The 13,032-nt window shown below is 53.2% G+C and carries 13 protein-coding genes; 3 read left to right on the plus strand and 10 right to left on the minus strand.

Translation table 11 applies throughout. The annotated features are described in order from the left end of the window. Positions 1–108: 108 nt before the first annotated feature. Positions 109–468, plus strand: coding sequence for a hypothetical protein (locus O9139_RS32660; protein ID WP_270885922.1), 360 nt, complete (start codon positions 109–111; stop codon positions 466–468). Here O9139_RS32660 and O9139_RS32665 read toward each other — a convergent pair. The 6 genes from O9139_RS32665 to O9139_RS32690 all read right to left on the minus strand — a co-directional run bounded on the left by O9139_RS32665 (position 465) and on the right by O9139_RS32690 (position 7,375). Continuing rightward, positions 465–671, minus strand: coding sequence for a GapA-binding peptide SR1P (locus O9139_RS32665; RefSeq protein ID WP_270885923.1), 207 nt, complete (start codon positions 669–671; stop codon positions 465–467). The two genes, O9139_RS32660 and O9139_RS32665, sit on opposite strands and share 4 nt — an antisense overlap. Beyond that, complete coding sequence (gap, locus tag O9139_RS32670; RefSeq protein ID WP_270885924.1) at positions 650–1,702, minus strand: type I glyceraldehyde-3-phosphate dehydrogenase; 1,053 nt, start codon at positions 1,700–1,702, stop codon at positions 650–652. Before gap ends, O9139_RS32665 begins: the two co-directional genes overlap by 22 nt. Positions 1,703–2,066: 364 nt before the next feature. Then, positions 2,067–2,249: a hypothetical protein gene (locus tag O9139_RS32675; RefSeq protein ID WP_270885925.1), complete on the minus strand. Its 183-nt coding sequence runs from the start codon at positions 2,247–2,249 to the stop codon at positions 2,067–2,069. A gap of 102 nt (positions 2,250–2,351) precedes the next feature. Further along, positions 2,352–4,202, minus strand: coding sequence for an S-layer homology domain-containing protein (locus O9139_RS32680; RefSeq protein ID WP_270885926.1), 1,851 nt, complete (start codon positions 4,200–4,202; stop codon positions 2,352–2,354). Between the two features lie 157 nt (positions 4,203–4,359). Next, positions 4,360–5,490 (minus strand): glycoside hydrolase family 88 protein, encoded by a 1,131-nt coding sequence (locus O9139_RS32685; protein ID WP_270885927.1) that lies wholly within the window; start codon positions 5,488–5,490, stop codon positions 4,360–4,362. A gap of 22 nt (positions 5,491–5,512) precedes the next feature. Next, positions 5,513–7,375, minus strand: a complete 1,863-nt coding sequence (locus tag O9139_RS32690) for a heparinase II/III family protein (RefSeq protein ID WP_270885928.1) — start codon at positions 7,373–7,375, stop codon at positions 5,513–5,515. Between the two features lie 229 nt (positions 7,376–7,604). On the opposite strand from O9139_RS32690, the gene O9139_RS32695 reads away from it, so the two are divergent. Then, entirely contained in the window at positions 7,605–8,108 is a 504-nt protein-coding gene (locus O9139_RS32695; RefSeq protein WP_270885929.1) for a hypothetical protein, read from the plus strand. Here O9139_RS32695 and O9139_RS32700 read toward each other — a convergent pair. The 3 genes from O9139_RS32700 to O9139_RS32710 all read right to left on the minus strand — a co-directional run bounded on the left by O9139_RS32700 (position 8,103) and on the right by O9139_RS32710 (position 11,369). Continuing rightward, positions 8,103–9,248: an acyl-CoA dehydrogenase family protein gene (locus O9139_RS32700; RefSeq protein ID WP_270885930.1), complete on the minus strand. Its 1,146-nt coding sequence runs from the start codon at positions 9,246–9,248 to the stop codon at positions 8,103–8,105. The genes O9139_RS32695 and O9139_RS32700 overlap by 6 nt on opposite strands. A gap of 6 nt (positions 9,249–9,254) precedes the next feature. Beyond that, a complete protein-coding gene (locus O9139_RS32705) occupies positions 9,255–10,025 on the minus strand; it encodes a 3-hydroxyacyl-CoA dehydrogenase (protein WP_270885931.1) in 771 nt (256 codons plus the stop codon). Between the two features lie 189 nt (positions 10,026–10,214). Continuing rightward, positions 10,215–11,369 (minus strand): thiolase family protein, encoded by a 1,155-nt coding sequence (locus tag O9139_RS32710; RefSeq protein ID WP_270886024.1) that lies wholly within the window; start codon positions 11,367–11,369, stop codon positions 10,215–10,217. A gap of 182 nt (positions 11,370–11,551) precedes the next feature. On the opposite strand from O9139_RS32710, the gene O9139_RS32715 reads away from it, so the two are divergent. Continuing rightward, positions 11,552–12,205 carry a hypothetical protein gene (locus O9139_RS32715; protein ID WP_270885932.1) on the plus strand — a complete coding sequence of 218 codons (654 nt, stop codon included), beginning with the start codon at positions 11,552–11,554 and terminating at the stop codon, positions 12,203–12,205. Here the strand turns inward: O9139_RS32715 and O9139_RS32720 are convergent. Continuing rightward, positions 12,196–12,414 (minus strand): hypothetical protein, encoded by a 219-nt coding sequence (locus O9139_RS32720; protein WP_270885933.1) that lies wholly within the window; start codon positions 12,412–12,414, stop codon positions 12,196–12,198. The two genes, O9139_RS32715 and O9139_RS32720, sit on opposite strands and share 10 nt — an antisense overlap. Between the last annotated feature and the right edge of the window lie 618 nt (positions 12,415–13,032).

Consider the following 13,032-nt stretch of genomic DNA (forward strand, 5'->3'; position numbering starts at 1 on the left):
GAGAGGCTCCTTCGATTTTACAAGCAGCATGGAAACTTCTACCGCACATTCGCCTACCCGACTGCATATGGTGAAAAGAAGAAAATGGGCCATAAGGAGGGATTTGGCGTGCATTACAACGCATTCAGACCGAGCATTCACGACGTGTTCCGCTGTTTTCAAAAGTGGACGACCATCCATCTCAGCGATGGGACAACATTAACCGCCTATCTGGTTTCGGGCGATTTGAATTATGCCAACGGGTATTTGATGCACAATTCCTATCAATCGCTTCGTTGTCGCGGTATGAAGGTGCACCCTATGCAGCAAGCGCAGTCCTGTCTGAACCAGTGGGTCACGGTTACACTGCGGAATGGTTTCAGCCTTGACTTCTACCTGACTTCATATGATGGACAAATGATTGGCGGCGTCTTGCCGACCCGGCAGCTCCTGCCCTTGGCTCATCAGATTATGAGCGTGGATTGCTAACGTGATTTTAAGCTCTCTTCCTTCTGGACGCCCGCTCCTTCTCGCTTATCCTTTTCCGCACATTCCGGAGAGCTGCACACATTGTAAAACTTCTTCACCCCATTGGTCGGCAGCGTGGCAATGACCGCATTGCAATGCTTGCAAAGAATAACACCCAGATCGTTCTGCACAGACTTTACTTTTACCTGGTGGATGTAAGACATTTCGCTTCCTCCTTAAATGTTGTGCTCACGGCACGAGAGATATAAACTGCAAAATCAACGACCCGGCATGCGTAAGCCCACTCATTGTCATACCAGGCCAGCAGTTTAATTTGATCGTCTTGCGTCATAATGCTCAGTCCGTCCACGATCGCCGACTTGTCATTGCCGATATAATCCGCGGAAACGAGCGGCAGCTCGCTATAATCGACATAGGCTCCGATAGGCCCTTGAACAGCCTGTCGGATGGCCTGTTTCACTTCGTCAACCGTGACGCTGCGGCCCACCGTTACTTGCAGATCAAGCAGGGACACATCCTGCGTCGGCACGCGGACGGAGACGCCTTGAATGCGGGACGCCAGATTAGGGAGCACATCTGTAAGCGCTTTACCGACACCCGTCGATGTCGGAATGATCGCATTCGTACAAGCCCGGGCACGGCGGAGATCTTTGTGCGGGTTATCCAAATGGTTCTGGTCATTCGTAAACGCATGCACCGTCGTCATCCAACCGCTCCTCACCCCGAAAGCCTCATCCAGCATCTTAAGCACCGGGGAGATGCAATTCGTCGTGCAGGATGCGGTGGAAAGCAAGTGATGCTCCTCCGGGCTGTACCGAGCTTCATTCACCCCCATGACGACGGTCAAATCCATCTGTGTGCCTGGGGCGGTAATGAGCACCTTCTGCGCACCGGCAGCCAAATGACGCTGAGCACCTTCGCGGTCATTGAACTTGCCTGTCGCGTCGATCACCAGTTCGATGCCGAGTTCTGCCCATGGCAGCAGCTCCGGCTTCCTCTCATTCGCGACCTCCACCCGCCGCCCATTGATGAGCAAATGATCGGACATCGCTTCCACTTGTGCGTTCCATGTGCCATGCACAGAATCATATTTGAGCAGATGAGCCAGCACATGTAAGGGACTTGTTGAGTTAATCGCTTTCAACTCGTACATCGGGTTCTCATCGCTGCACATTTGTCGAATACATAGTCTTCCGATTCTTCCAGTTCCACTGATGGCGACTCGCATGATCATCTCTCCAAATCAATTATTTAGTATGTCATAAATATATAATATATTTAAATAATGTGCAATATATATTTGAAAAATGGGTTTTCATGTGAAATACATGTATATAGGAGATTGGATTCGCGTATATAGTGTGTCATATACGATTTAGAGTGGTGGCGGCTGCGCGGGTGGCAAGCCTTGCATCTGCTGCGTGGGGGCTTAACTGCTATACAGCATGTTACACCAAGCAGTCGTGTGGCTATATGGCGGGTCGTACTTCGGCAGTAAAAAGGATTTTCCTTATTTCCATACTGCAGCACGCTTCGTTAAAGGCCTATTATCATAAAAAAACCACGTTCACTGCCAAAGCAGCAAACGTGGTCGAACTTCACTTCTCCTCTTCACAAGTCCCGCACGAGCCGGGATATCCGTCGGTCGCCTTCATTTCGTCCATGTGCGCGCGCATGTCCTCATCTGCCGGCATGTCGGCGACAAGCTTGACGGCTGGCTGATGGAATTCTACATGGCCTTTTGGGGGATTTTGATTTTCACCTGTCATATTTGGATTCACCGCCTCTACAGCTGATTTCGCCTCTTATTTTTGCAAATTGGCCGCAAAGTTATTCCAAATAAAAAAGAGACACACTGCCGCAGCAGCGTGCCTCCAAGCGATTTATTTTACAACGATCGAGGTGACGATATTGTTCGTGCCGATCAGCTCAACGAGATTACCTGCGCTGAATAAGCCCAAGTTCCCGGATAAGCTGACATTCGGTGATACATTATACAAAGTGTTTTGATCGGCGCCGTTAATGTTTTGGGTGATTGTAATGGTCGCTATGACGCCTTGTGCGTTAACGGTTGTGCTTTTCAAATACCCATAAATATCAAAAGATTGGCCAACGCTTCCGTTGCTTGTAACCTCAATGTAAATAACTTGATTGTTAGAAGTGCGAAGGTTGACGATATCTCCCGCGCGAAGATCAGACAACGTGGCCCGCACGCCGTTGCGATAAACTACGACATCAGGGTGAATCGTGTAGTAAACGGAACTGCTGCCTGACGGAGTCACTTGCAGCACATTGTTGTAAACCGCAGCGTTCAGCGTGGCGCCAGTGCTGATGGTTTGCGCCATTTGTGTCACCTGAACGTAAGTGACTAAATTGTTGGATGTGCTAATATTTACCACATCCCCGATTTGCAGTGCAGAGCGGCTGACTTGAACACCATTGCGGTAAATGACAGCATTGGAATCCAGCGTATACGATGTGTTCACGCCAGCTTTCATCAACTGCAGTACATTATCGTTCACGATAGCGCTGACGGTGCCGCTGCTTGTGACAGGTGTGGCGGAAGTCGATACGGCAATGTAGGTCACTAGATTGTTCGCAATGCTCAGGCTGACCACATCCCCAACCCGAAGATCGTATGCGGTGATTCTTGTGCCGTCTCTGTACAAGACAACGTTCGGATCAAGCGCCAACGAAGAAGATTGCGAGCCATTGGTGATGGTCAACGTATTATTCGTAACCGGTACGCTAACGGTACCGTTATACAGAACTGTGTTCGAGTTCACCGGCGTCGTAACTTCAATGAACACAACCTGATTGTTGTACAGGCTGATTTTGACCTGGTCGCCGACTTGAATCGCCGATGGGCTCACTTTGGCTCCATTCCGGTAGACAAAAACTTCCGGATGCAGCGCGTACGAATACGTGCTTCCCGAGCGTGTCAGGTTCAGCGTACTGCCCGTTACCGCAGTATTCACCGTACCTGTCAGTGTGTTGTTGTCCTGATCCGGCAATTGGCCCCCGACGCGGTCCAGCAGCGCTGCAAGCTGTGCCCGTGTTACCGCCTGGTTCGGTCTGAACGTATTGTCTTCAAAGCCATCGATAAGCCCCCGTTCCCGCGCAACAGCCACATAGCCAACCGATCCCGCTGGAATTTGCTTGGCATCTTTAAACGGCAGCACCGTATTCATCTTGGCTTTAGCATCCGCGTCCAGCTTCAGCGCTTTCACCAACAGTGTCGTCGCCCACAGCCTGTCGCTGACTTTTTGCGGGTTAACCATGTCATCACCTTCTGAGAACAGGTCATTCTCCAAAGCGACGGCAACATAACCGACAGCCCAAGCAGGAATTTGATTGGCATCTTTGAAATTCAGCTTCGTGCTCATTTTCGCCGGCGATTCTGCCTGATCGCGCAGCCCCATTAAACGGACGGCCGCTGTAATCGCTTCGATGCGGGATACCGTGTTTTGCGGCTTAAACGTGCCGTCGTCATAACCTTCAAACACACGCTTGGAAGCAAGGCTGGCAATATAACGCATCGCCCACTCCGAGTTCTTTAAATCGTTGAACGTCAAATGTAATTCAAACTTGATATTGTCTTTCCGGTCATCATCGTGTCTGCCCTTGCCTTTCCCATTGCCATTGCCATTGCCGTCGGCCAGAGCCACCGTGCCGCTGCCTAGCATCATGACGAGTACAAGTCCTGCTGCGACTGCTTTTTTCACATGCAACATCCGTTCCCTCTCCCTTATCATTAAAATGATTCATGATGACTGATGATCTATCATATCAATTCGACGGTTTGGGTAATTATGGGAGGGTAAGCTTGAAATTCCCAACAAATTTATTTCCAATTATTTTCCACTACTTATATAACGATCGAGCCTCAACCTATTGCCAAAAAATAACCGCATCGCCCCGCAAACGCGCGAGCCCTTCGACGAAGAAGAAATCGCCGTAGATCAGCGGCACATTGATGTTTTTACCCTCTGGAAAATGGCTCGTCCCTGCCACAATCAAACCTTCCTCGTTCGGGTTATCCCACGCGCCATACTTGCGGTACAGCGACTCCAAAATGCGGGCCGCATGCTCTCGGTAGGCACAGGATTCCGTCTCCGCTACCTTCTCCGATAACAGCAGCAAGCCGCTTGCAGCGCATGCGCCAGCTGAAGAGTCCCGGAAGTCCGGTACACCCGCAGGAAGGCGGAAATCCCAGTGCGGCACAGCATCGTCCGGCAGCTGGGCGAGGAAGAAATTGGCAACGCGTTTTGCTGCGTCGAGGTACTCCTGTTTGCCCGTATGATGATAACACAGCGTCAGCCCGTAAACCGCCCAAGCCGTTCCGCGCGACCAAGCGGATTCCGGCGCATACCCTTGGCCGCCGATGCCTTCGACGCACTCGCCAGTCTGCGGATCAAAGCGGACAATATGATACACCGATCCGTCCGGACGAATGAAATGCGCGAGCACCGTTTCCATATGAGCCTCGGCAATATGGCGGTAGCGCGGATCGCCGCTCACATCGGACGCCCAGAACAGCAGCGGCATATTCATCGCGCAATCAATAATCGCCAGGCCTGAATTATCTTCGCCTTCACGCCACGGGTTCCACGCCCGGATGTAACGGCCTTTCAAATTAAAGCGGGCGGCGAGGAAATTAGCCGCTTTGAGCGCCCGGCGCTTCGACTCTTCATTTTGCACAAGCTTATAAGAAGCAATACTGGTCAGCGTCCACATAAAACCTAAATCGTGATCCAGTCTGTAATAGTCGTTCAGCACCTGATCCAGGCGCTCTTCACACTGCTCGGCGATTTGCCGCAGCGACTCCTGCTTGCCGTCTGCATAGATCTGCCATAACTGGCCTGGCCAGAAGCCGGCCGTCCACCAATGCGGCGGCTCCAGCACATAGCTGCCCCCTTGACTTGCATGAGGAAAATTAGCGCCAATACGCTTGCTGGTACGCAACGTTTTTTCTACCGCCTGTGTCCAGGCTTGTTCCACCCATTCCTGCTTCGCTGCCATTCGTCACACTTCTCCTTCTCTTTTATTCGTTAAAATCAAATTGAAACGCCAACCTGATCCGATCAGTCGGTTGTTTGACCGCAAAATCAACGGCGTACCAAGCCGCCGGTCTCCCATCATGATCCATAAAGGTCTTCGGAATAATGACCGGTGATACAGCTTCAGCATCGAAGCTTATCTGTAAGGTACCTCCGTCCCCAGCCTGCAAAACCATGCGATTTCCCTCCATATGCGGCTCGCACTGGGTCACAAAGCGCTCTACGATACTTTGCGGCGTCTGCGTGAAGGTATAGACATCTTCCAATACAAGGGAAGGAACGTCCGTTTTGCGCCATGTCATGGTCCGTACGAGCGCTTCCAAATGCGGCAGCTCATATGCCTTGGCGAGGTCGATTTCGAACACGTCGGTATCCGGCTGGATATCGACGCGTCGTACAGCTGCCGCCCGCCCAGCGCCAGGCTCCTGATAGCAGCCGTCGATAATCGGCACCGAGTGCCCCTGGGAGCCGTTGCAATCGTAGCTGTACCGGCCCGCGCCAAAATAGTCGGCTGTATACTCGCCGCACCCCAGATCGGCCGCATACGCCAGCCCGTTGCGCATCAGGATGAACTGGCCCAAATCGTTATGGTTATGCGGTTCATCGTTATGCCCTGCCTTGGCGGCGAAGCCGTATTCCGCCGCAGCAAGCACCTGCCTGGAGACGAGCCACTGGGCATGCGGCAAATAATAGTCCGCCGACGGCCAGCTGGCGCCTTCACGGCCCGGATCGAACCAAATTAAGTTGCGCAGCGCATGTCCCCATCGGCTGCAATGATCCTCTGTGAAAGGCGCCCGCATCGCCATGGATGGCGCGTCCACCTCAGGATACAGACCCGCCAAGTAATGGCTGAGACCGATTTGCACATTCACATGCTTGCTGGAATCGGAAAAGCTGATCGTCGCGTTGCCGTTCAAATACGACTTTTGCTGGAACAATGCGATCTGCTTCACTTTGGGAAGCTGGAACCAGTCTTCCGCTCCTCTTGTCCGCTTTTTCAATAAATCTGCATAATAAACAAAAAAGCCGAAGCCATAGTTCCAGTACCCCACGCCTTCCAGACATGCGCCATCATCGCCAAAGCCGGATAAATAGCTGTCCATGCATGCGTGGACTTTGGTGATAATCGCCGCCAACTCGCCTTCTTCCTCGCCAGCGAGCAGATGGAGCGCTGCCGAGCCAATCGAGCCTGCGCACACAGCTGCCCAATTGTGAGTGGCCGTCTCCCAATGATACGGGCCGTGCAGCAAGAACGGCTTGAACAACCTGCGCTTGATTTCTTCTGTGATCCGACTGCGCAGCAGTTCCGACAGCGTGTCGCCAAGCAGCGACAAAATCTCGCTTAGCGCGAATCCTGTCTCCGCTGCGAACAGATCAATGTGCGTCCGTTGGGCGAAGCGATTCCATTCCGGAGACGACATGTCGAGAGCGTACTGCCCGTCCGTCTCCAGCGATCCGCGCAAATGCGCCGGCAGGCACCACGAATACTCGCCGCAGACAGACCACACGATGTCGTGCAGCGCATCCTTCCACACCGTCTGCTCAGGTTCTAGCAGTGTCAGCAGCGCCATCGTATTCAGCCTTCGTCTTTTTTCAAAATACACCCGCTCATAAGGCAACCTCGTTCCATCCCGCTCAAATTGCATAAACAAGGAATAGGTCAGCTCCGGAATGGGCTGCTGCATGAGCCTTTCGCCTTCTGCGCGAATCTCGCGCACCCATGGCGCATAAGCCGCAGATTCTCTCACCTTTTTCCAGAAACTTTCATTATGGCCATCCGGGAACAACAAGCGAATATCCGCCGGCGCGAAGCGCTGCGTGCCTGTTGACTGTTCATTCCAATTCATCGAAGTATCCTCCTTGCCGTGGATGTTAAACGTTTTACCTAGCAACGCTAGTATAGCAGAATCTCGTAAGGATTCGTAGAATTTTTTTGCAGCCGCTCGCTTGAAAAATGGGTTTGAAATGATTTTTTGTTTTGACAGCGGTGTTCGACAGTATCTTTAGCAGGAATTCGGTAGCATTATAGCAATCGCTCTATGAATCTAGCAGAAAGCAAATAAAGGAGGTTGTATCGTGGAAAATGTGCTGGAATATGCCGCTGACCAACCGAATCTGCCGCCCATGCACGGATTCGAGGAAGTGCACGAGACACCGAGGAAAAAGCTGTCGCTCAAATATTTGGTCACCTTAATTGACGGGTTGCAGGAGGAGAACCGCCGGCTGCTCGGACGGGTTGCGGAATTGGAAATGCAAATAGCCTCCCTCTGCTCATCCCAGAAGGAGACTGCGACCACGGCTGTGTCCGTGGATAAGGAACAAAGGAAGCAGGATTATATGTCAGGAGCATCGATGATGCCGATGGATATGTCACTTGCGCTGGCAGCCGATCATGCGGATGAAAAATTAAGCCTTGAAAAACTCGCGCAGCTCGTTATTGAACACCACGATCCTATGCAGGAAGAAACCGCGCTCGTCGTCCAAGCCGCTCCGCTCATGCCGCGTTCCAAGCGTCATGCCGTCGTCAAAGAATCGTTCTGGCACAAACTTTTCTCTAGACCGCTGTTTGGGAGACTATAAGCCAAGATTTTTAGCGATAATCGATTTCATAATTTGATTCGTTCCGGCATAGATGGCGGCTACCGGGATATCCCGGTATCTTCGGGCAATCGGATATTCTTCCATGTAACCGTAACCGCCGTGAAGCTGCATGCATTCCGCCGCAACACGCTTCGCCATCTCCGTAATCCACCATTTGGCCATCGATACTTGCGTGGTGACTTGCTGCCCATTCATGTGTTTAATGATCAAGTCATCGACGAATGTCCGGCCAATCTCTACTTCTGTCGCCATCTCGGCTATTTTAAACTGCGTATGCTGAAATTTGCTGATGGCTTGCCCGAAGGCCTTTCGGTTCTTCGTGTAGGCCATCGTCAGCTTCAGCATCTCTTCGGCTGCAGCTTGCGCGCCGATGGCTACGACCAGCCGTTCCTGCTGCAGTTTCTCCATCATGTAGTAGAAGCCTTTGCCCTCTTCGCCCAGCAGGTTGGCCGCCGGTACGCGAGCATCTTCGAAAATGAGCTCTGCTGTGTCCTGCGCATGCAAACCGATCTTGTGCAGCTGCTTCCCTCTGCGGAAGCCGGGTGTTCCGCGCTCAATCGCCAGCAGGCTGATGCCTTTGTAGCCGGGATTCGCCTGCGGATCGGTTTTGCACGCGACAACGACCAAGTCGGCATGAATACCGTTCGTGATGAAGGTTTTTTCCCCATTCACAATATAATCGCTGCCATCCCGCACTGCCGTCGTTCGCAGATTAGCCAGATCGGAGCCTGCTCCCGGCTCGGTCATGGCGATGGCTGTAATGATGTTCCCGCTGATGCACCCAGGCAGCCAGCGTTCCTTCTGCTCGTGCGATCCATATGTCTCCAAATAAGGAACGACAATATCATTGTGCAGTGAGATTCCGATCAAGCTCGTGCCGACGCGTTCAAGTTCTTCGCTTAAAATAACGGCATAGGCAAAATCGGCATTCAACCCGCCGTAGGCTTCATCCACGGAGGGACATAAATAGCCTTCGCGACCCATTTTTTCCCAAAATGATCGTGGAATGATTCGCGCCTGTTCCCAGGCGTCATAATGCGGAACCGCTTCTTTTTCCAAAAATTTGCCCAAAGCTGTGCGAAAAATCCGATGCTCTTCTTGGATATAAGCGCTCGTCATGTCCGCTCACCTCGGCTGCATCCGAATCGCGCCGTCCAGGCGGATCGTGCTGCCATTCAGCATCGGATTCTCAATGATGCTCTGCACAAGCGCAGCATATTCATCCGGCTTGCCCAGCCGCGGCGGAAAAGGCACGATCGCGCCGAGCGCCTGCTTCGCTGGCTCGGGCAGTGAATCGAACATCGGCGTTTCGAAGACGCCGGGGGCAATGGCCATGTTGCGGATGCCGTAGCGCGCAAGCTCCCTGGCAATCGGCAGCGTCATGCCGACGATGCCGCCTTTGGATGCGCTATAGGCAGCCTGGCCGATTTGCCCTTCATAGGCGGCGATCGACGCCGTGCTGATGATCACACCCCGCTCGCCGGACGCATTCGGCATATTGCGGCTCATGTGCGCCGCCGCGAGCCGGATCACGTTGAAGGTGCCGATCAGATTCACCTGCAGCACCTTGGTGAAGGAGAGCAAGTCGTGCTCCTTGTCTTTATTCAGCACTTTTTCGGCGATGACGATGCCTGCACAGTTAATAACCGCATGAATCGCTCCGAACGATTCCACAGTCCGTTGCAAAGCAGTCCGCACATCCGCTTCACTGGTCACATCCGTCTGCATATAAATCGCCTGTTCAGCACCTAGCTCATCCGCCAGACGCTGCCCCTTCTCCCGGCTCCAGTCAAGAATCGCCGCTTTGCCGCCATGCTGAAGAATCCGTCTGACCGTGGCTTCGCCTAACCCGGACCCTCCCCCTGTCACCACCGCTACACATCCCTGAAGATTCATCCGCTTCCCTCCTTCATGCTGGCAGCCGTTCACAACGTTTCGGCCATTCATTGTCCGCTTCACCGTCTAGACGCCTATCGTTAGCCGCTTATCTAGCCAAGTGACTTTCCGATCATGCAAGCGACTATGCGTCCATGCGCTTCTTCATGCAAGGCGCCAAATTGTCCTTGCACTTCTTCATCCAGAAGCCTATCCGTCCAGCCGCTCAATGATTGTCGCATTCGCCATGCCATACCCTTCGCAAATCGCCTGCAAGCCGAACCGCCCGCCCGTTCGCTCCAGCTCATGCATCAGGGTCACCATAATACGCGCGCCGCTGGCTCCTATCGGATGGCCGAGCGCGATCGCGCCGCCGCATACGTTCAGCCTGTCGGGGTCCGCGCCGGTATCTGCCAGCCATGCCAAAGGCACTGGCGCAAATGCCTCATTCACCTCGAACAGATCCATGCGCTCGAGCGGCAAATTCGCCTTCTGCAGCACCTTATACGTAGCGGCAATCGGCCCTGTCAACATCAGCTCCGGGTCTGATCCGACCACGGATCTGGCTACAATGCGACAACGTGGCTGCAAGCCTAGCGCTAGCGCTTTCTCGCGGGACATGATCAGCAGCGCAGCTGCCCCGTCGCTGATTTGACTGGCGTTGCCGGCGTGAATGGTCCCATTCTCCATAAAAGCAGGCTTCAGCGCCGATAACTTTGCCAGCGTCGTATTCGGGCGCGGACCTTCATCGGCCTTCAGCCAGCCTGTCGCCCCGTCCGCCAGCCTCACTTCAATCGGCACGATCTCCCGGTCAAATCGGCCTTCCTGCTGGGCGCGAAGCGCTTTTTGGTGGCTCGCGAGCGCGTACTCGTCTAACTGCCGGCGGCTCAGCCCCCACTTCCAGGCCATCTTCTCCGCAGAGATGCCTTGGTGAAACGGGCCGAAGCGCGCTGTCAGCCGGTCATTCGCTTGCGCCCCCTGAAAGTTCGAGAACATCGGCACGCGCGACATGCTCTCCACGCCAGCTGCGACCACAGCATCCATGTCGCCGCTCAAAATCGCCTGCGCCGCGAAGTGCACGGCCTGCTGGCTTGATCCGCATTGGCGGTCAATCGTCGTGCCCGGCACTTCGATCGGATAGCCGGCCAGCAGCGCCGCCTGGCGCGCGATATCGCCGGCTTGCTCGCCGCTCTGCGACACGCAGCCCATGATGACGTCCTCGATCACATCCGGATGGATGCCTGCCCGGTCGACGAGCGCCCGCAGCACTTCCGCAGCCAAATCATCCGGACGCGTCCCGCTCAAGGCACCGCCCCTTCGTCCCAGAGGTGTACGGACGCCTGCCACGATTACCGCTTCACGTATCATCGCCATCTTCCTCTCTCTTTTGTATGAGTCTATTTGAACCGCTTTCTTATTATGCCTCTGCTTGCCGCTTCCTTTCTATGTGGAAAGACGCATGCTGTGGAGGTATCGGCGAGCTATTGGGTTCTAGTAGTCCAACAAGTTTCATATACTAGAAAGAAGCGTTGATAGGAGGTAACCTGATGTCATCCCGTCACTTTTCTTCAGGTCGTTTCTTGAACCCTTATGCAACTAAAACCGCTAGCAAAAAGAAGATGCATTTCCGCATCTTTGATTTGTTTCACCCGCCAAGCCTTTCTGTTAACGAACACCAAACAACCCTTTGGATTCCAGCGCCAGAGAGCTATTTCGAACGGGCCAAAATCTTCTTTGACGATGTGCGCTACATGAAAGGCAACGACTACGAAAATTTGAAAATCAATTTTCTGCTATTTTTTCTTTTTGATGGCTTGTTGGATCATGTCCGGCGGGGCGTGCATCTCACTTCCTATATCATCCGTTTGATGAACACGTACAGCCATATCCTCGATCCTTCCGATGAACCCGAGCAGACGGCAAAGCCGGAGCGGTTGTGGTCGCTTTTTTCCACTCCGCAAGCTTATGCATCCAATCGCATCTGTAAAATCAAGCTTGAACTGCCTCCGAAAGACGTTCATCGCGTTCAATTTTTTCTGGCGGAGCAAAAGCAGCGGAACAGCTACATCGAGCTCACGGTTGAAGAGCTGATTGCACTGCTTTTTATCGAGTTTATTAGCAATTTGAAAGAGAACGATTCCGCCGAAGAATATCAGCAATTTGTTGATGCGCTCGTGAATAGGCTGGAAGATTACTTATAAGGAATGTTGCATTGGGGCGGCTGGAACGGGATGAATGTGTGCGTGCTGCGTGAATAGCGCCTTTGTCCGATCTGCACCTCGTCGTCATCGTATCCTTCGATGAGCCCGCCGCCCTTCATTTTTCCGTCGTCCATCACCATGATATACTGCCCCATCAGCATCGCATTGTGGAATTCGCAATCGTGTTGAAGCGCTTTCATGAACGCCATCGTTAAACACCCTTCTCTTTGTGATGATAGTATCTATTCTAGCGCTACAAGGGGATTTCTTCCATAGGCTTAACTGATTCTTTAGCAAAATTTTAATGGGCGCAAAACAGATCCAATCAGGGGAAGTGGGGGAAAAAACAACCCTTACATGGAGCAGCCGTTGGCGCTTACAACGCAAACTTTGCGCGGCGCGGGCGGGGCAGCCATCTGGGCGCGCTGTAGTCAGGTTTTGCCCAATTGCATGAAGGGGCGGGCGCGACCGAGTTGCTGTAGCCCGTTTTTACCCAATTGCAGCGGGCTTTTCGGCTTGGGTGAACCGAAAAGCCCGCAGTAGTCCGGCAAACTCGGACTGCAGTAAGAATAACCACGCCGGCAAGCGCTGCAATTGGGTTTTTTCGGATTAGAGCGGGTTTGGGGGAGCTTGCTCTGGTGCATGCGCCAGCGGTTAAGCGCGTTTTGTGACGCTAACTCCGCACGCGCAGTCACCGCGCCTCGTTTAGCGCCGAAAAACATCGCTAAACCCGCGGCGACTGCCATCACAGTCGCATGCGCAAGCGGTTAGCGCGTTTTTCAGCGCTAACTCCGCACGTGCAGCCGCCACGCCTCGTTTAGCGCCGA

Source organism: Paenibacillus aestuarii, from assembly GCF_027789125.1.
GTDB classification, from domain to species: Bacteria; Bacillota; Bacilli; order Paenibacillales; family NBRC-103111; genus Paenibacillus_E; species Paenibacillus_E aestuarii.